Here is a 16275-nt window from a genome sequence, read left to right as displayed (position 1 = left end):
CATGCATGACCCGGTGGCCTGGCCCGTGACGGTGAACGACACCACGCTGCGCGACGGCGAGCAGACCGCCGGTGTGGCGTTCACCGATGAAGAGAAGCTCCAGATCGCACGCGCACTCGACGACGCCGGCGTGCCGGAGATGGAGGTGGGCATCGCCGCGATGGGCGATGCCGAGGTGGCGGTGATCCGTGCCATCACCCGCAGCGGCCTGCGCGCACGCACGATGGTCTGGGCCCGCATGTCGGAGATCGACCTGCGCCTGGCCGCCCGCTGTGATGCCGACCTGGTGCATCTGGCGGTTCCCGTGTCCGACATCCAGATCACCCACAAGCTGCGGCAGGGTCGAGAGGCGGTGCTCGCGATGGTGAAGCGCTGCGTGGCCGCCGCACGTGACGCCGGCCTCACCCCCAGCGTGGGCCTGGAGGACGCGTCGCGCGCTTGCCCGGACTTCCTGCTGCGCGTGGTGGAAACCGCCCAACGGGCCGGCGCCGTGCGGGTGCGCTACGCCGATACCCTTGGCCTGCTGGACCCTTTCACCACCCGCGACCGCATCGCATCGCTGCGCAGCGAATGCGATCTCGAGATCGAGATCCATGCCCACAACGACCTGGGCCTGGCCACCGCCAACACGCTCGCGGCGCTTCACGCCGGCGCCACCCATGCCAGCGTCACCGTCAACGGTCTGGGCGAACGGGCCGGCAATGCGCCGCTGGAAGAGGTGGTGATGGCGCTGCGGCACCTGTATGGCGTCGAGACCGGTGTGGACACGCGCACCCTGCCCGCCCTGTCGCAGCGGGTGGCCGGCGCGGCCTGCCGGCCGGTGGCCGCCAACAAGTGCATCGTCGGCGAGGCCGTGTTCTCACACGAGTCCGGCATCCACGTCGACGGGCTGTTGAAAGACCGCCGCAACTACGAGACCTTCGACCCGGCCGAGGTCGGGCGCGAGCACCGCCTGGTCTTGGGCAAGCACTCGGGCGCCGCCGGGGTGCGGGCGGCATGCCAACGGCTCGGCCTGCCGCTGCCGGACGAGGCCGTACCGCTGTTGCTCGAACGCATCCGCGCGCATGCCACGGCGATCAAGCGCGCGCCGAGCGACGACCAACTGGAGCGCCTGTACATCGGCGTATTGCCGCTGGCCGGGCTGGTGAACTGACGGAGGCCCCGATGGACGGATTGACCCAACGGCTCAAGGCGCTGTCCAGCGCCAACGAGTTCCTCGAATTCTTCGGTATCCCCTATGACGAGCGGGTGGTGCACGTGAACCGCTTGCACATCCTCAAGCGCTTCTATCAGTACCTGCACCGGGCCGAGGGCCTGGCAGGCCTGGAAGACGTGGAGATGTTCCGGCGCTACCGCGAACTGCTGCAGCAGGCCTACCAGGACTTCACCACCTCGACCGCCGCACAAGAGAAGGTCTTCAAGGTCTTCCAGGACACCGGCGGAACCCAGCACGTGTCGCTCACGACGCTGCGCCAGAGCCTCGCCGACAAGCGGGCCGCCTGAAGGAATCCGCCATGCACATCGTCGTCTGCATCAAGCAAGTGCCCGATTCGGCCCAGATCCGGGTGCACCCGGTCACCAACACCATCATGCGACAGGGGGTGCCGGCCATCGTGAACCCCTACGACCTGTTCGCGCTGGAAGAGGCCCTTCGCTTGAAGGACCGCTTTGGCGGTCGCGTCACCATGCTGTGCATGGGCCCGCCACAAGCCGAGGAGGCGCTGCGCAAGTGCATCAGCTTCGGTGCAAGCGACGCGGTGCTGGTGACCGACCGCGCCTTCGCCGGCGCCGACACCTTGGCCACCTCCTACGCGCTGGCCGCCGCCATCCGCAAGATCGGCGAAGAGCAGGCGGTGGATCTGGTCTTCACGGGCAAACAGACGATCGACGGCGACACCGCCCAGGTCGGCCCCGGCGTGGCCAAGCGGCTGGGGCTGAACCTGCTGACCTACGTCAGCCGGATCGTCGATGTCGATCTGGACGCGCGGCGGCTGCGGGTGGAGCGCCGTGCTGAAGGGGGCGTGCAGGTGCTGGACACCACCCTGCCCTCGCTGATCACGATGCTCGAAGGCACCAACGAGATGCGGTTCGCGTCTCTGGACGACATGCTGCGCGCCGCGCGCTTCGCGGTGCGCAAGTGGAACAAGGACGATGCCGGCATCGAAGACCTCACCAAGATCGGGCTGAAGGGCTCGCCCACCATCGTCAGCAAGGTCTTCGGCCCCACCCCACGCACCGAGAAGGCAGACATCCAGGTGGTGGCCGACAGCAGCGCCCAGGACGCGGCGCTGAACCTGCTGCAGAAGATCTTCACCGCGCACCCCCAGCTCGAAGACGAACTGGTCGAGCGCCTGAGCTAACCCGAGGAGTTGGACATGAGCGAAGCACCCAAACCCGCGGCGCCCAAGGCCGCGGGCCGCGCGGGCCGCAACACCGAGCTGCCCGAACACCTCAAGGCCTACAAGGGCGTGTGGGTGTTCATCGAGCACGACCGCGGCCACGTCCACCCGGTGAGCTGGGAGCTGATGGGCGCGGCCCGCCAACTGGCTGACAAGCTGCAGGTGGACGTGTCCGGCGTGCTGCTGGGCGCCCCCGACGACCCGCTGGACAGCTACGCCCGCGAGGCTTACGCGTATGGCGCCGACCGTTGCTACGTGGTGCGAGACCCGGTGCTCAAGGGCTACCGGAACGAGCCCTTCACCAAGGGCCTGACGGACCTGGTCAACACCCACCAGCCCGAGATCATGCTGCTGGGCGCCACCACCATGGGGCGCGACCTCGCCGGCTCGGTGGCCACCACGTTGGGCACCGGCCTCACCGCCGACTGCACCGAGCTGAACATCGACGGGCGCGCGCTGGCCGCCACCCGCCCCACCTTTGGCGGCTCGTTGCTGTGCACGATCATGACGCTGGCCTACCGGCCGCAGATGGCCACGGTGCGGCCGCGCGTGATGTCGATGCCACGGCGTGACGACAGCCGCACCGGCGATGTCGTCGAGATGCCGCTGGCGATGATCGAGACCGACATCGTCACCAAGCTGCTCGATTTCATCCCCGACGCCAACCGCAACACGGTGAACCTGGCCTACGCCGATGTCATCGTCACCGGTGGGAAGGGCCTGAAGCAGCCAGACAACTTCCGCCTCATCTGGGACCTGGCCCGCGTGCTCGGCGCCGAGGTGGGCGCGACCCGCCCGGTGGTGCAGGCCGGCTGGGTCGAAGCCGAACGGCAGGTGGGCCAGACCGGCAAGACCGTGCGCCCAAAGCTCTACATCGCCGCCGGCGTGTCAGGCGCCATCCAGCACCGGGTGGGCATGGAGGGGGCCGACGTGATCGTCGCGATCAACACCGACCCGAACGCCCCCATCTTCGACTTCGCGCACTACGGCATCGTGGGCAATGCGATGCAGGTGCTGCCCGTGCTGACGCAAACCTTCCGCAACCACCTGGATAAGCGCATCCGCAAGGTTGCGTGATCGGAGCTGAGACCATGCCTGAAAAATTCGATGCGATCGTCGTCGGCGCCGGTCCCTCGGGCAACGCCGCCGCCTACACCATGGCGAAGGCGGGCCTCAAGGTGCTGCAGATCGAGCGGGGCGAGTACCCCGGCTCGAAAAACGTGCAGGGGGCCATCCTTTACAGCGATGCGCTCGAGCGCATCATCCCCGACTTCCGCGACGATGCGCCGCTGGAGCGCCACATCATCGAACAGCGCATGTGGATGCTCGACGACAACAGCTTTGTCGGCACGCACTTTCGCAGCGAAGACTACAACCGCCCGCCCTACAACCGCTACACCATCATCCGCGCGCAGTTCGACAAGTGGTTCTCGTCGAAGGTGCGTGAGGCCGGGGCGCTGCTGATTTGCGAGACCACCGTCGAGCAGTTGCTGCTGGACGGCGACCGGGTGGTGGGCGTGCGCTGCGACCGCCTGGGCGGCGACGTGTTCGCCGACGTGGTGGTGCTGGCCGACGGCGTGAACTCCACCCTGGCCCGCAAGGCGGGCTTCCACGGCGAGCTGCAGCCTCGCAGCGTGGCCCTGGCGGTGAAGGAGATCCTCTTCATGCCGGAAGAGACCATCCAGGCCCGCTTCAACGTCGGCGAAGAAGAAGGGGTGGTGATCGAGATGATGGGCTCGGTCACCGAAGGCATGGTGGGCACCGGCTTTCTCTACACCAACAAGGATTCGCTCACCATCGGCGTCGGCTGCCTGCTGAGCGACTTCCAGGCGAATCCGCGCCGCACCGCCCCCTATGCGCTGCTGGAGAAGCTCAAGCGTCACCCCTCGATCGCACCGCTGATCGAGGGCGGCGAGATGAAGGAATACTGCGCCCACCTGATCCCCGAGGGCGGCTTCCATGCGGTGCCCCGGATCTATGGCGAAGGCTGGATGATCGTGGGCGATTCAGGCGGGTTCGTCAACGCTGCCCACCGCGAGGGCTCGAACCTGGCGATGACCACCGGCCGGCTGGCTGCCGAAACGGTGATCGCAACCAAGGCCGCCGGCAAACCGCTGGATGCGCGCAGCTTGCGGGCCTACAAGGAAGCACTCGACGAGAGCTTCGTGATGAAGGATCTGAAGAAGTACCGCCGCCTGCCTGAAGTGCTGGAGACCAGCCGGCAGTTCTTCACCACCTACCCCGAACTGGTCAATCGCGCCGCCAAGACCTTGTTCACCGTCGACGGTGTCGACAAGATGACCAAGCAGCGCGAAGTCACCGGCAGCTTCAAGGCTGCCCGCAAGCTCACCGGCCTGGCGAGCGATGCACTCAAGCTCTGGAGGGCCACGCGATGAGCAGCGCCGTGAATGTCGAGGACAAACTCTTCCAGAACCGCTACAAGGTCGACCACGGCCGCCCCCACATCCAGATCAAGGATGCAGGCGTTTGTGCGAATGAGTGTGAGTCTCAACAATGCACCTTCGTCTGCCCCGCCGCCTGCTACAAGGCCGAGGGCAACGGCGGCGTCACCCTCATCACCGATGGCTGCCTCGAATGCGGCAGCTGCCGAGTGATCTGCACCGAGCATGCGAACGTGGCCTGGGAGTACCCACGCGGTGGCCACGGCATCCTCTTCAAGTTCGGTTGATGCGCTGTCGGCGTCTGCCAGCCCGCAGCGGAGCCACCCCGCCATGCGGCTGACCACACGAGGCCGCCACGCCGTGGCCGCCATGACCCATCTGGCGCTGCACGACGGCGAGCGCCCGGTGGTGCTGGCGCAGCTGGGCGGCATGGACGGCATCTCCTTGTCGTACCTGGCGGTTCTGTTCAGTCGCCTGCGCCGCGAAGGTCTGGTGCGGGTGGTGCGCGGCAAGGGCGGCGGCTACCTGCTCGGTCGGCCTGCCGCCGAAATCGACATGGCCGACATCGTGGCGGCCGTCGACAGCGGCAGCATCACCTCGGGTTGCGGCGGCCGCGGCCACTGCCGTGGCGCCGGAACCGGCCGCTGCGCTGCGCACGAACTGTGGATGAGCCTGGACGCCGCCCTGATCGAGCGCTTGCGCGCCGTCACGCTGCAAGACCTGGCCGACGAGCGCCGCGCCCGTACCCGCCCGACGGCGGGATGAGCGCCGGCATCGGCGGCGGCACGCCACCCGGCCCCCGCATGCCCCTGTTCGGTTCATTGCCACAGGCGAGCTTTTTGCATCAGTGGAGCCGTTGCACGATGCAGGCGTCCCCCATGCTCCGGCGCGACGCGCAACCTGCACCGGGATGCAACCGCATGCACGCAGTGCGTGCGCAACCGTGACGGAAGGGCCGATGCCATGATCCGCGCCAGCCAGCAGGAACGATCCCACGTCGAGCTGATCACGGTCTACGAGATCTGCCGCATCCTCAGTGCGTCGCTCGATCTGCAACGAAGTTTCCGCGAGGCGCTGAACGTGCTGTCCGCCCACATCGGGCTGCCTCGCGCGATGATCGTGCTGGCCGATGGCGACGACGAGCAATTGCGCATCCACAGCGCGGTGGGCATGAACCGCGAGCAGTTGCAGCGCGGCGTGTGGCAAAGCGGCGATGGCGTCGTCGGCCGGGTCTACCAGTCGGGCCTGCCGGCCACGGTGCCCGATGTCACCCAATCGGCCGAGTTCACCGACCGCACCGGTGCCTTCAGTGCCCAGGCCGGGCGCATGATGGCCTTCATCGTCGTGCCCCTGAAGGCCGAGCACCATGTGCTGGGGGTGCTGGCCGCCCAACGCAGCGTCGAAGGCAATGCCCGGCTGTCCGACGACCAGCGCGTGATGACAATGGCCGCCACGCTGATGGCGCAGACGGTGGTGCTGTCGCGCGCCGTCACCGAAGAACACCAGCGACTGCAGTTGCAGGCCACCCGGCTGCAGAAAGCCCTCGCTCCCGAGCCGAGCGGCCGCTACAGCCTGGACAACGTGGTCGGCAGCTCGCGTCCGATGCAGCAGGTGTTCTCCGAGGTGCACCGCGCTGCGCCGTCGCGCGCCACCGTTCTGCTGCGCGGCGAGTCCGGCACCGGCAAAGAGGCCATCGCCCGAGCCATCCACCACCTCTCGCCACGCAAGGACGCGCCCTTCATCAAGGTGAACTGCGCCGCGCTGACCGAGTCGCTGCTGGAAAGCGAGTTGTTCGGCCACGAGCGCGGCGCCTTCACCGGTGCTGCCGGCGATCGCAAGGGCCGCTTCGAGCAGGCCCACACCGGCACCTTGTTCCTCGACGAGGTGGGAGACATCTCACCCTCGTTCCAGGCCAAGCTGCTGCGGGTGCTGCAAGAGCGCGAATTCGAACGGGTGGGGGGAAACCGATCCATCAAGGTGGATGTGCGCCTCATCTGCGCCACCAACCGCGATCTGGAGAAGATGGTGAAGCGTGGCGAGTACCGAGCCGATCTGTACTACCGCATCAACGTGGTCTCGATCACGCTGCCCCCGCTGCGTGAGCGGCGCGAAGACATTCCGCCGCTGGTGGCGCACTTCGTCGATCGCTTCAACAAGGAGAACCGCCGCCGCCTCAAGGTCTCGCCCGACGCGATGGAGGTGCTCACCCACTGCTACTGGCCGGGCAACGTGCGCGAGCTCGAAAACTGCATCGAGCGCACCGCAACGATGGTGCAAGGCGATGTGATCCGCGGCATCTCGTTCCCGTGCCGCCACAACCGCTGCCTCACCCAGACGCTGCACCACCTCGACAAGGAAGACGCCGTCTCGCCCATCCGCATGCCCACGCCGCTGCATGTGTCTCCTCGCCCGGCACCGGCCGAGCCCCGAGACACGGTGCCGGACGATTCCGCCCACGAGGTGCTGCGCATCGGCCCCACCGAGCACATCGGCTCGGCGCCGCGGCCGCCCAGCGACGACCCGCCCGACAGCGAGCGCGAGCGCCTGATCTGGGCGATGGAGCGCTGCGCCTGGGTGCAGGCCAAGGCCGCCCGGCTGCTGCGCGTCACGCCGCGTCAGCTGGGCTACGCGCTGCGCAAGCACAACATCGAAGTCCACAAGTTCTGAGCCACCGCATGCCCGCCCCCCTTCACCCGCCCGATCCCCTCAGCGACGCCGACTACCGCCGGCTGTGCGACGCCGTGCTGGCCCAGATCGAGACCACGCTCGACCGATGGCTTGAAGAGGATGTGATCGACATCGACGCCCACCGCAGCGGCGGCTTGCTGGAGCTGGCGTTCCCGGCCGGCACCAAAATCGTCGTCAACGCCCAGCCACCCCTGCAGGAGCTGTGGCTCGCTGCGCGTGCGGGCGGCTACCACTTCCGCTACGACGGCCTGGCGTGGCACGAACGCGAAGGGCGCGAATTCTTCGAGCTGCTGTCGCGCCTGGCCAGCGAGCAGGCCGGACGGCCGCTGCGCTTTTCGCCGCCGGGAGAGGTCGGCGCCAGCACCGCGACACTCACCCCCTGACGACCGGGATCGTCAGCACGGCGCGGCGCCCGATCTGTGCGTTGACCTTCTGCCGCACCGTCTCGAGCTTGAAGGGCCGCGCGATGCTCGACCGCGCCCCCAGCGCCAAGGCCTGCGCCACCCGCTCGTCGCCTGCGGGCCCGTAGGCGATCACGGGCACCCCCTCGAATGCCCCGAACAGCGCGCGCAGACCGGCCTCGCCAGCGGCGCCCGCAGCCTCGGCGCCCAGCAAGATCACATCGACGGCCTGACTGGCGCGCGACAGCGCGTCGGCGCAGGCGGCCATCTGATGCACCTCCAGTTCATCCGCCAGCATGAACTGCAAACCGGTGGCACCGACATCGTCGCTGTCGATGATGTAGGCGCGTTTGGTCTCCACCGCACGTTGGCTGTCGACTCCGATCTGCATGGCTAACTCCTGAGATGGCACGCATCCGCTTGCAAGCGCTGTGCCGCGTCGCCATCCCGGTATGACGTGCGTCGCAGGCACGCCAACGATGTTGGGTTTGTCGGCATCCCAACAGCCCCTGTTGTTCGCAAGTGCCTGATTTATCGAGAATTTCTGCTGGCACGCGTCTCGCAATACAGGCTTCGTCCACCACCCCACTGACGAGGTCCGACGATGTCGCCCAACACTGCGTACGTCAACGCCAACGACCTTGGCAAATCACGCCAAGCGATCAGCCAGATCCTCGAGACCGCCGCATCCGGCGGCTGCGGCACCACCGGTGGCTCGGGCAAGGCGAGCTGCGGCTCGTCGGGCGGCCCCGACGACATGCCTGAAGAGATCTGGAACAAGGTCAAGAACCACCCCTGCTACTCGGAAGAGGCACACCACCACTACGCGCGCATGCATGTGGCCGTGGCGCCAGCGTGCAACATCCAGTGCAACTACTGCAATCGCAAGTACGACTGCAGCAACGAGTCGCGGCCGGGCGTGGTGAGCCAGAAGCTCACGCCCGAGCAGGCGGTGAAGAAGGTGGTGGCGGTCGCCAGCGAGATACCGCAGATGACGGTGCTGGGCATCGCCGGGCCCGGCGACTCGCTGGCCAACCCGAAAAAGACCTTCGACACCTTCCGCATGCTGCAAGAGCAGGCGCCTGACATCAAGCTGTGCCTGTCCACCAACGGGCTGGCCCTACCGGATCTCGTCGACGACATCTGCCGGTACAACATCGACCACGTCACCATCACCATCAACATGGTGGACCCGGCGGTGGGTGAAAAGATCTACCCATGGATCTTCTGGGATCACCGCCGCGTGACCGGCTACGAGGCCGCGAAGATCCTGCACGAGCGGCAGATGCTGGGCCTGGAGATGCTCACCGCCCGCGGCGTGCTCACCAAGATCAACTCGGTGCTGATCCCGGGGATCAACGACGAGCACCTGATCGAGGTGAACCGCGAGGTCAAGAAGCGCGGCGCCTTCCTGCACAACATCATGCCGCTCATCTCCGAGCCCGAGCACGGCACCCACTTCGGCCTCACCGGCCAGCGTGGCCCGACCGCCCAGGAGCTGAAAGCCGTGCAGGACGCCTGCATGGGCGGCGCCAACCTGATGCGGCATTGCCGGCAGTGCCGTGCCGATGCGGTAGGCCTGCTGGGCGAAGACCGCAGCGAAGAGTTCACCCTCGACAAGATCGACCAGATGGAGGTGGTGTACGACCTCGACAAGCGCAAGACCTACCAGGACCAGGTCGAGGCCGAACGCCAGGCACAACACGCGGCGAAGCAGGCTGCACTGGCCGCCGTGCAGGGCGAAGACGGCGTCGATCCGGACATGAAGGTGCTCGTCGCCGTGGCCACCGAAGGGCACGGCAAGGTGAACCAACACTTTGGCCATGCCACCGAGTTCCAGATCTTCGAGGTGGGCCAGGGCGAAGCGTTGTTCGTCGGCCATCGCCGGGTCGATCTGTACTGCCAGGGCGGCTATGGCGAAGACGAGCAGCTGCCGTCCATCGTCCAGGCAATCAACGACTGCCACGCGGTGCTCGTCTCCAAAATCGGTGCCTGCCCGCGTGATGAGCTGAAAGCCGCCGGCATCGAGCCGGTGGACGAGTACGCCCACGAGTTCATCGAGAAGGCCGCCTTGTCGTGGTTTGCCGGCTACCGCGCCCGCATCGCCAGCGGCGAGCTGGTGCACCAGCCGCGCGGCGACGCCCGCATTCGCCAAGGCGCCTTCACCGCGGGCCTCGAAGCCGCCGCCTGACCACCACCCCGTTCACCAACGCCCCTCGCCGCCGCCGGGACGCCCCCGCCGCGCGGCCCTCGACGGGGCCCACGCCGTGTCAGGCGTTTCGGGGGCATCACCTGGAGACCATCATGGCCCTGAAGATCATTGCCTCGATGTGCACCGGCTGCTCCGCCTGCGAGCCGGAGTGCCCGAACGTCGCGATTCGCGAAAAGGGCGGCACGTTCGTCATCGACCCGAAAAAGTGCACCGAGTGCGAAGGCCATTTCGACTCGCCGCAATGCATCGCGGTGTGCCCGGTGGACGGCTGCATCAAGCCGGCCTGACGCGACGCTGGCCTGACGCGACCCGCCCCTTCCCCATCACTCGAACGAGCGAGACACCATGATTCAACCCAACGTCACCATCACCGCCGCGGCGGAGAAGTTCATCCGCCGCATGGTGCGGTTCTCAGCCCACCCGGAAGGCGGCATGCGCCTGATGGTGTCGCCGGGCGGCTGCTCGGGCTACAGCGCCGAGTTCACGATCGAGGCGGCGGCACAAGCCGGCGACAGCGTGCTGCCCGTGGGCGGGGTGCAGCTCTTCCTGCCGGCCGAAAGCCGGCTGCTGCTGGACGGGGGTGTCATGGACTTTGCCGACACCCCCACCAAGAGTGGCTTCGTCATCACCCAGCCCGGCGCTGCCTCGTGCGGCTGCGCGAGCTCGGGCGATAGCGCGGCGCCGCCGGCCGAAGCCACGGTGTCGCCGGGGTCGATCAAGCGCATGTCGGCCAGCACAGCGCACTGAAGAGCACTGCTTAGCCGTGAACGAACCGCCCCCGGTTCTGAAGCCATGAACCCCTCGCACGCCAGCACGCTCGACCGCTTCGCCCACGCGGGCTTCGACGATGCCGTCCTCGGCCAAGGCCTGCCAGCCGATGCCGAAGACGCGCTGCGCGAGGCCGGCCGGCTGCGGGCCGATCCGTCGGCGGCCATGGCGGCGTTGATGCGCGCGCGCGCACTGGCGCCGGAGCACCCGGCCGTGCTCATCGCCTTCTACCGTCACCACTTCTACGGCCACCGTCTGCGGGCCGCACGCGATGTCGCGCGGCAGGCGCTGCGCATCGGTGCCCAGCGCCTGGGGCTGCCGGCGCTCTGGCGCGAGGTGCCCGAACATCCGCTGCCAGGCGCGCGAGACGATGCCGCCACACGCTTTTATCTCTTCGTGCTCAAGGGCTACGCCTACCTCAGCCTGCGGCTGGGTGACAGCGCTGAAGCGCGGCAAGCCCTGGCGAAGCTGCGCACCCTCGATCCGCAGGATTGCGTGGGCGGCGCGTTGCTGGAAGCGGTGCGTCAGCGGCACGAACGGCAGCTGTACGCACCCGATGCGGACGACGACGGCCCCGCCCTGCCGGTGTTCGGTGCCGCCGCCTGGGCGCGTGTGGCCGAGGCCGGAGCCTGAGACCATGACCGCCGCCGCGCACTGGAACGACATTCCCGCGCATGACTGGCAAGGCGGGGCGATCGATTGCGGGCGCTGCGCCCACCGCGCGTTGCAGGCCGATGGCGGCTGCAGCATCGGCAGCGCCTGCGTGGAAGACGCGTATGCGCGGCGCATCGACCGCTTCTTCCATCGGCACCCTCAGCTAGCCAACGATCACCTGCAGCATCCGTACTTCGAAGTGCGGGCCATCGCCGCGCGGCATGCCGACCCGTTTCGCCTCAAGGCGCTGATGCACGACCCGGACGAAACCGTGCGCCTGCAGGTGGCCCTGCGCCTGCCGCAACGCCTGCTGCGCGAGATGCGGTCCGACGAACACCGCGAAGTGCGGATCCGGGTGGCGCAGTGCCTGGCGGTCGAGCTGCTGGCGTCGATGCTCGACGATGACGACTACCAGGTGCGGGCCATGGTGGCCCGACGGCTGCCGCAGGCGCTGCTGCCCGCGCTGATCGGCGACGCCGACGCGATCGTGCGGCGCGAAGTGGCGCGCCGCGTGGCGATGCCGGCGCTGCGGCGCCTGGTGCACGACGCCGAAGCCGACGTGCGCCGTCTCGTTGCCGAGCGGCTGCCGCCGCACCTGCTGGGGGTCTTCGTCGATGACGTCGACCTGCTGGTGCGTTGGGAGGCCGCCCACCGCGCCCTGGGCCCCGCACTGATCCGCTTCACCCACGACCCGGAGCCGGAAATTCGCCAGCGTGCCCGCCAGCGCCTGGACGAGCAGGCCGGCCAGCACGCGCCGGCCGACGATGCGGCCGGCCCGCTCAGCCCCCTCACCACCGAGCCGGAACATGGCTGACATCAACCGCGACGACGATCAACTGGAGGTGGCCTTCCCGCCCCGCTTCACGATGGGCGAGCGCGTGATCAGCCGCACCGTGATTCGCAACGACGGCACCTACAACGGCAAGGACATTGGCGAGGTGCTCGTCCACAAGGGCGAGGTCGGCTTCGTCACCTCGATCGGCACCTTCTTGCAGCAGTTCTACATCTACGCGGTCGAGTTCATCGATTCGGGCCACCGCGTGGGCATGCGCGCCAAGGAACTGTGCACGCTCGACCACCTGCCCGATGAGGTCCTGCAAAGCCTCGGCGATCGGGCACGACAGCTTCAGGACTTGAGATGACCACGAGGACGCCCACCATGATCGAGCCACGCCTGCCGAAGTTCGAATGGGGCCAGCAGGTGGTGGCGGCCATCGACCTCTACAACGATGGCAGCCATCCCGAGGTACCCGAAGATCACCTGCTCGTGCCGGCCGGCGGCATGGGCGAGATCGTCCAGGTGGGCCACCATGCCGAGGCCAACCTGCCGGTCTACATGGTCGATTTCGGCCTGGCAGTGGTCGGCTGCCTGGAAGAAGAAATCGCGCCGGAGGCAGCGAGGTGACCGTGCTCACGCTCGACGCGGCGCGCATCGCCAAGGCGCTGCATGCCCGTGCCCGCTACAAGTACGTGCACCCTCGCGTGCTGCGCGAAGGCCAAGGCTGGAAGGTGGTGAGCCCGAACTGCTCGCGCAACATCGATCCGCAGGGCGGCGAGATCGACATCGCCTGGTTGGTGCCCCGCGACGAAGGCGGCTGGCAACTCTATGCACGCGACCACCGGCAAGGCTGCTGGCGGCACAAGCACGACGCCCCCTCGCTGACAGCCCTGCTGGCCCATCTGTGCGCCGACCCTCACCGGGAGTACTGGCAATGATCTACCTCGACCACAACGCCACCACCCGACCCGCCGCCGAAGTGCTGGAGGAAATGACCGAGTGCCTTCAACAGGCCTGGGCCAACCCCTCGTCGATGCATGAGCCCGGCCAGGCGGCGCGGCGGGTCTTGAGCGACGCGCGGGCACGGGTGGCCCAGCTGGTGGGCTGCCGCGGCGCCGAGCTGGTGTTCACCAGCGGCGCCACCGAGGCCAACCACATGGCGGTGCTGGGCGCGCTGGCGGTGGGGGCCACCACCGGCCGCCGGCGTCTGGTGCTCAGCGCGGTGGAGCACCCCGGCCTGCTGGCTTTGGCGCAACGGCTGCAAGCCGAAGGCACACCGGTCGACCTGATCCCTGTGGATGGGGACGGTCGCGTGAGCATCGCCGCGGCCAGCCGACTGATCGGGCCGGATGTGGCGCTGGTCAGCATGATGGGGGCCAACAACGAAACCGGCGTGCTGATGCCGGTGGGCGAACTGGCCGAACTGGCTCACCGCGCCGGGGCGCTGCTGCATGTCGACGCCACCCAGCTGCTGGGCAAGACCGCCCACCGCTTCGACGACAGCGGGGCCGATCTCTGGTCGGTCTCGGCGCACAAGCTGCACGGGCCCAAGGGCACCGGGGCGCTGGTGGTGCGCAAAGGCCTCGAATGCCCCGCTCTGCTCAGCGGGCGCCAAGAGCGCCACCGCCGCGGCGGCACCGAGAACCTGCCCGGCATCGTGGGCTTCGCCGCGGCCGCCGAACGCGCCGCGCGCACGCTGGCGGCCGATGTGGCCGGCCTGCAGGCGCGGCAGGCGCGCCTTGAAGCGGGCCTGCGGGCCGCCTTGCCCGGTGTGCACATCTACGGCGAGGGCGTTGCCCGCCTGCCCAACACCAGTTGCCTGCGCTTCGGCACGCTCGACGCCGAGCCCGTGTTGAGCCGCCTCGAGCGCGCCGGTGTGGTGGCGTCGTCTGGCGCGGCCTGCACGGCCGGCGGCACCCAGCCTTCGCACGTGCTGCTGGCGATGGGCGAAGGCGCCGCGCAAGCCAAGGCCGCCATCCGGTTCTCGCTCGGACGCGACACCACCGACGACGAGATCGAACAGACCATCGCCGCGGCGCGTCGCGTGATCGCCCCATTGCTGCAGCCCACGCCGGCCTCTGCCGAGACGGTGGCCGCCTGACCCTTGTTCCCACTCGAAGGCCGACGATGAACGTGATGATTCGCAAAAGCGCCGCAGGCGTGCTCTCGGCGTACGTGCCGAAGAAAGACCTGGAAGAGCCGATCGTGGCGCAGGAAAAGCCGGGCCTTTGGGGCGGCACCGTCACGTTGGCCAATGGGTGGCTGCTGGCACTGCCTGAGCTGGCCGATGGCACCGGGCTGCCCATCACCGTGGAAGCGCGCCGCCTGGCCGGCGACGCGGCCTGAGAGGCGCCCGGTGAACGCCCCCCCTGCCTCCCCCCTGGCCGTGGATCGCAAGACGGCCCCGGCCTCGGCGCCCCCGCCGCTCGGCAGCAAGTCGATCGATGGTTCGACCGACAGCCTCGCAGACACCCTCGTAGAGAGCCACGCAGACAGCCTGGCAGAGGCGCTCGCCATCGCCGACGCGCAGCCCGATGTGCGCGCGGCGGCACAGGCCCTGCGCCTTCGGTTCGCACCCCGGCGCGTGGTGGTCGTCGACGCGTTCGACATGCGACACGAGCCACCGGCCACCACCGGGCAGCGGGTGCGCCTGTATTACGCCGCCTGCGATGGCCACTGCTGGCGGGTGACCGACGACGCCCGGCAGGCCGCCGGATTCTTCGTCGCCGCGATCTGAGCCGCAAGGAACCTGGGAGGCCGCACAGCATGGACGATCTCACCGTTCTCGAATCGCCCGCCGTCGCCGATGACGACGACCTCGCCCTGCCCGACGACTGGCTGCTGCTGTCCGAGCCGGATGTCGGAGAGGTCGAGCAGACGTTGGTGCAAGCGGCACTCGGCCAGCCCCGGCTCAGCGCGGGGCCGATGATCGAGCACTTCGAGCGCCAGTTCGCGCAGTGGCTGGGCCGGCGGCATGCGGTGGCCGTGTCTTCGGGCACGTTGGGCGCCTGGCTCGCCTTGCGGGCCCTGGGCATCGGCCCCGGCGACGAGGTGATCGCGTCGCCCTATGGATGGCACCAGGTGGCCCATGCCGTCACGCTGGCGGGTGCCCGGGTGGTGTTCGCCGACATCAACTACTGGTCGGGTTGTCTCGACCCCGCACGTGCCGAGCCGCAGATCACCCCACGCACCCGCGCCATCCTGGCCGGCAATGTGAACGGCCATCCGGCCGCGTGGCCCGCCTGGCGCGAGCTGGCGGTGCGCCACGGGCTCGCGCTGATCGAAGACTCGACCGAAGCGCTCGGCTCGCGGCTGGGTGGCCAACTGGTGGGCAGCTTCGGTGACATCGCTGTGTTCGATTTCTCTCAGCCTTCGGCCCTGTGCTGTGGCGAGGGCGGCATGCTGGTGACCGACGACGACAACCTGGCCACCGAGCTGCGCTATCTGCGCGCCCGCTCGGTGCGCGACCGACGCTCGGTGTCGGTGGGCTCCCGCGTGCCGCTGCAGGCCGGCATGAGTGAGCTGAGCGCAGCACTCGGCGCGGGGCAATTGGCGCGCATCGACCACATCCTCGCCGCCCGGCGGGCCGTCGAGCAGCACTACCATCGGCAGATGCAGAGCTTCGAGGGCATCAAGCCGCCCTACATCGCACCGGATGTCGACGAGGTGCACTGGATGGTCTACCTGGTGCACCTGGGCAAGCGGTTCACCGCCAGCGCCTGCGAACAGATCATCGAGGACATGGCGGCCGAGTTCATCGAAGCCGCGCTCTACTGCCAACCACTGCACCAGCAGTTCCACTATCTGCAGCAAGGCTGGCACCGCGGCCAGTTCCCGCTCGTCGAACGCATCGCCGACCGCGCCATCGCACTGCCGCTGCACACCCGCCTCGCCCCTGACCATGTGAAGTTCATCGTCAAGACGATGAAGGACAGCTCGGTCAACGTGGGTGCAGGCGCCGCCATCTACTGAA

At 68.4% G+C, this 16275-nt stretch carries 22 protein-coding genes; 21 read left to right on the top strand and 1 reads right to left on the bottom strand.

Translation table 11 applies throughout. The features are described 5' to 3' along the window. Position 1: 1 nt before the first annotated feature. The 9 genes from nifV to cyaY all read left to right on the top strand — a co-directional run bounded on the left by nifV (position 2) and on the right by cyaY (position 7872). On the top strand, positions 2 to 1153 hold the full coding sequence (nifV, locus tag AACH06_RS21455) for a homocitrate synthase (protein ID WP_341427818.1): 1152 nt from the start codon (positions 2 to 4) through the stop codon (positions 1151 to 1153). Between the two features lie 11 nt (positions 1154 to 1164). Continuing rightward, entirely contained in the window at positions 1165 to 1503 is a 339-nt protein-coding gene (gene nifW / locus AACH06_RS21450; RefSeq protein WP_341427817.1) for a nitrogenase stabilizing/protective protein NifW, read from the top strand. Positions 1504 to 1514: 11 nt separating this feature from the next. Then, positions 1515 to 2360 carry an electron transfer flavoprotein subunit beta/FixA family protein gene (locus AACH06_RS21445; protein ID WP_341427816.1) on the top strand — a complete coding sequence of 282 codons (846 nt, stop codon included), beginning with the start codon at positions 1515 to 1517 and terminating at the stop codon, positions 2358 to 2360. Positions 2361 to 2375: 15 nt separating this feature from the next. After that, positions 2376 to 3476 (top strand): electron transfer flavoprotein subunit alpha/FixB family protein, encoded by a 1101-nt coding sequence (locus AACH06_RS21440; RefSeq protein WP_341427815.1) that lies wholly within the window; start codon positions 2376 to 2378, stop codon positions 3474 to 3476. Between the two features lie 14 nt (positions 3477 to 3490). After that, positions 3491 to 4795: an FAD-dependent monooxygenase gene (locus AACH06_RS21435; protein WP_341427814.1), complete on the top strand. Its 1305-nt coding sequence runs from the start codon at positions 3491 to 3493 to the stop codon at positions 4793 to 4795. Continuing rightward, a complete protein-coding gene (locus AACH06_RS21430) occupies positions 4792 to 5088 on the top strand; it encodes a ferredoxin family protein (protein WP_341427813.1) in 297 nt (98 codons plus the stop codon). Before AACH06_RS21435 ends, AACH06_RS21430 begins: the two co-directional genes overlap by 4 nt. A 43-nt stretch (positions 5089 to 5131) precedes the next feature. Then, positions 5132 to 5566, top strand: coding sequence for an RrF2 family transcriptional regulator (locus AACH06_RS21425; RefSeq protein WP_341427812.1), 435 nt, complete (start codon positions 5132 to 5134; stop codon positions 5564 to 5566). A 198-nt stretch (positions 5567 to 5764) separates the two neighbouring features. Continuing rightward, positions 5765 to 7468, top strand: coding sequence for a nif-specific transcriptional activator NifA (gene nifA / locus AACH06_RS21420; protein ID WP_341427811.1), 1704 nt, complete (start codon positions 5765 to 5767; stop codon positions 7466 to 7468). Positions 7469 to 7476: 8 nt separating this feature from the next. Then, positions 7477 to 7872, top strand: coding sequence for an iron donor protein CyaY (gene cyaY, locus AACH06_RS21415; protein WP_341427810.1), 396 nt, complete (start codon positions 7477 to 7479; stop codon positions 7870 to 7872). On the opposite strand, the gene AACH06_RS21410 is transcribed toward cyaY, so the two are convergent. Next, positions 7862 to 8281, bottom strand: a complete 420-nt coding sequence (locus tag AACH06_RS21410) for a hypothetical protein (RefSeq protein ID WP_341427809.1) — start codon at positions 8279 to 8281, stop codon at positions 7862 to 7864. The two genes, cyaY and AACH06_RS21410, sit on opposite strands and share 11 nt — an antisense overlap. Before the next feature lie 213 nt (positions 8282 to 8494). Here AACH06_RS21410 and nifB point away from each other — a divergent pair, with 213 nt between their 5' ends. The 12 genes from nifB (at position 8495) to AACH06_RS21350 (ending at position 16274) form a co-directional block, all read left to right on the top strand. Continuing rightward, a complete protein-coding gene (gene nifB / locus AACH06_RS21405; protein ID WP_341427808.1) occupies positions 8495 to 10081 on the top strand; it encodes a nitrogenase cofactor biosynthesis protein NifB in 1587 nt (528 codons plus the stop codon). Positions 10082 to 10194: 113 nt separating this feature from the next. After that, entirely contained in the window at positions 10195 to 10389 is a 195-nt protein-coding gene (locus tag AACH06_RS21400; RefSeq protein WP_341427807.1) for a 4Fe-4S binding protein, read from the top strand. Positions 10390 to 10447: 58 nt separating this feature from the next. Continuing rightward, entirely contained in the window at positions 10448 to 10849 is a 402-nt protein-coding gene (locus AACH06_RS21395; protein ID WP_341427806.1) for a HesB/IscA family protein, read from the top strand. A 45-nt stretch (positions 10850 to 10894) separates the two neighbouring features. Then, on the top strand, positions 10895 to 11503 hold the full coding sequence (locus AACH06_RS21390) for a hypothetical protein (RefSeq protein ID WP_341427805.1): 609 nt from the start codon (positions 10895 to 10897) through the stop codon (positions 11501 to 11503). Between the two features lie 4 nt (positions 11504 to 11507). After that, positions 11508 to 12338, top strand: coding sequence for a 4Fe4S-binding leucine-rich repeat protein (locus tag AACH06_RS21385; protein ID WP_341427804.1), 831 nt, complete (start codon positions 11508 to 11510; stop codon positions 12336 to 12338). Continuing rightward, positions 12331 to 12666 carry a nitrogen fixation protein NifZ gene (locus AACH06_RS21380; protein ID WP_341427803.1) on the top strand — a complete coding sequence of 112 codons (336 nt, stop codon included), beginning with the start codon at positions 12331 to 12333 and terminating at the stop codon, positions 12664 to 12666. The genes AACH06_RS21385 and AACH06_RS21380 overlap by 8 nt, the downstream gene beginning before the upstream one ends. 17 nt (positions 12667 to 12683) lie before the next feature. Continuing rightward, positions 12684 to 12929: a nitrogen fixation protein NifZ gene (locus AACH06_RS21375; RefSeq protein WP_341427802.1), complete on the top strand. Its 246-nt coding sequence runs from the start codon at positions 12684 to 12686 to the stop codon at positions 12927 to 12929. Then, a complete protein-coding gene (locus AACH06_RS21370) occupies positions 12926 to 13240 on the top strand; it encodes a DUF3024 domain-containing protein (RefSeq protein ID WP_341427801.1) in 315 nt (104 codons plus the stop codon). The genes AACH06_RS21375 and AACH06_RS21370 overlap by 4 nt, the downstream gene beginning before the upstream one ends. After that, on the top strand, positions 13237 to 14403 hold the full coding sequence (locus AACH06_RS21365) for a cysteine desulfurase family protein (protein ID WP_341427800.1): 1167 nt from the start codon (positions 13237 to 13239) through the stop codon (positions 14401 to 14403). The genes AACH06_RS21370 and AACH06_RS21365 overlap by 4 nt, the downstream gene beginning before the upstream one ends. 26 nt (positions 14404 to 14429) lie before the next feature. Continuing rightward, entirely contained in the window at positions 14430 to 14648 is a 219-nt protein-coding gene (gene nifT, locus AACH06_RS21360) for a putative nitrogen fixation protein NifT (RefSeq protein ID WP_341427799.1), read from the top strand. A gap of 10 nt (positions 14649 to 14658) precedes the next feature. Continuing rightward, positions 14659 to 15039: a hypothetical protein gene (locus tag AACH06_RS21355; protein ID WP_341427798.1), complete on the top strand. Its 381-nt coding sequence runs from the start codon at positions 14659 to 14661 to the stop codon at positions 15037 to 15039. An 86-nt stretch (positions 15040 to 15125) separates the two neighbouring features. Next, the gene (locus tag AACH06_RS21350) at positions 15126 to 16274 is read left to right on the top strand and encodes a DegT/DnrJ/EryC1/StrS family aminotransferase (RefSeq protein ID WP_423222068.1); all 1149 of its coding nucleotides are present in this window, start codon (positions 15126 to 15128) and stop codon (positions 16272 to 16274) included. The last annotated feature ends 1 nt before the right edge of the window (position 16275 follow it).

The sequence above is a fragment of the Ideonella lacteola genome (assembly GCF_038066555.1).
Classification (GTDB): Bacteria; Pseudomonadota; Gammaproteobacteria; order Burkholderiales; family Burkholderiaceae_C; genus Ideonella; species Ideonella lacteola.
The sequence above is the reverse complement of the archived record's forward strand: the minus strand, read 5'-3'. Positions and strand labels throughout refer to the sequence as shown.

Bases quoted from the DNA above. Each gene is read 5' to 3' on its own strand.
- nifV (WP_341427818.1), top strand. From the start codon at position 2: ATGCATGACCCGGTGGCCTGGCCCGTGACGGTGAACGACACCACGCTG.
- nifW (WP_341427817.1), top strand. From the start codon at position 1,165: ATGGACGGATTGACCCAACGGCTCAAGGCGCTGTCCAGCGCCAACGAG.
- AACH06_RS21445 (WP_341427816.1), top strand. From the start codon at position 1,515: ATGCACATCGTCGTCTGCATCAAGCAAGTGCCCGATTCGGCCCAGATC.
- AACH06_RS21440 (WP_341427815.1), top strand. From the start codon at position 2,376: ATGAGCGAAGCACCCAAACCCGCGGCGCCCAAGGCCGCGGGCCGCGCG.
- AACH06_RS21435 (WP_341427814.1), top strand. From the start codon at position 3,491: ATGCCTGAAAAATTCGATGCGATCGTCGTCGGCGCCGGTCCCTCGGGC.
- AACH06_RS21430 (WP_341427813.1), top strand. From the start codon at position 4,792: ATGAGCAGCGCCGTGAATGTCGAGGACAAACTCTTCCAGAACCGCTAC.
- AACH06_RS21425 (WP_341427812.1), top strand. From the start codon at position 5,132: ATGCGGCTGACCACACGAGGCCGCCACGCCGTGGCCGCCATGACCCAT.
- nifA (WP_341427811.1), top strand. From the start codon at position 5,765: ATGATCCGCGCCAGCCAGCAGGAACGATCCCACGTCGAGCTGATCACG.
- cyaY (WP_341427810.1), top strand. From the start codon at position 7,477: ATGCCCGCCCCCCTTCACCCGCCCGATCCCCTCAGCGACGCCGACTAC.
- AACH06_RS21410 (WP_341427809.1), bottom strand. From the start codon at position 8,281: ATGCAGATCGGAGTCGACAGCCAACGTGCGGTGGAGACCAAACGCGCC.
- nifB (WP_341427808.1), top strand. From the start codon at position 8,495: ATGTCGCCCAACACTGCGTACGTCAACGCCAACGACCTTGGCAAATCA.
- AACH06_RS21400 (WP_341427807.1), top strand. From the start codon at position 10,195: ATGGCCCTGAAGATCATTGCCTCGATGTGCACCGGCTGCTCCGCCTGC.
- AACH06_RS21395 (WP_341427806.1), top strand. From the start codon at position 10,448: ATGATTCAACCCAACGTCACCATCACCGCCGCGGCGGAGAAGTTCATC.
- AACH06_RS21390 (WP_341427805.1), top strand. From the start codon at position 10,895: ATGAACCCCTCGCACGCCAGCACGCTCGACCGCTTCGCCCACGCGGGC.
- AACH06_RS21385 (WP_341427804.1), top strand. From the start codon at position 11,508: ATGACCGCCGCCGCGCACTGGAACGACATTCCCGCGCATGACTGGCAA.
- AACH06_RS21380 (WP_341427803.1), top strand. From the start codon at position 12,331: ATGGCTGACATCAACCGCGACGACGATCAACTGGAGGTGGCCTTCCCG.
- AACH06_RS21375 (WP_341427802.1), top strand. From the start codon at position 12,684: ATGATCGAGCCACGCCTGCCGAAGTTCGAATGGGGCCAGCAGGTGGTG.
- AACH06_RS21365 (WP_341427800.1), top strand. From the start codon at position 13,237: ATGATCTACCTCGACCACAACGCCACCACCCGACCCGCCGCCGAAGTG.
- nifT (WP_341427799.1), top strand. From the start codon at position 14,430: ATGAACGTGATGATTCGCAAAAGCGCCGCAGGCGTGCTCTCGGCGTAC.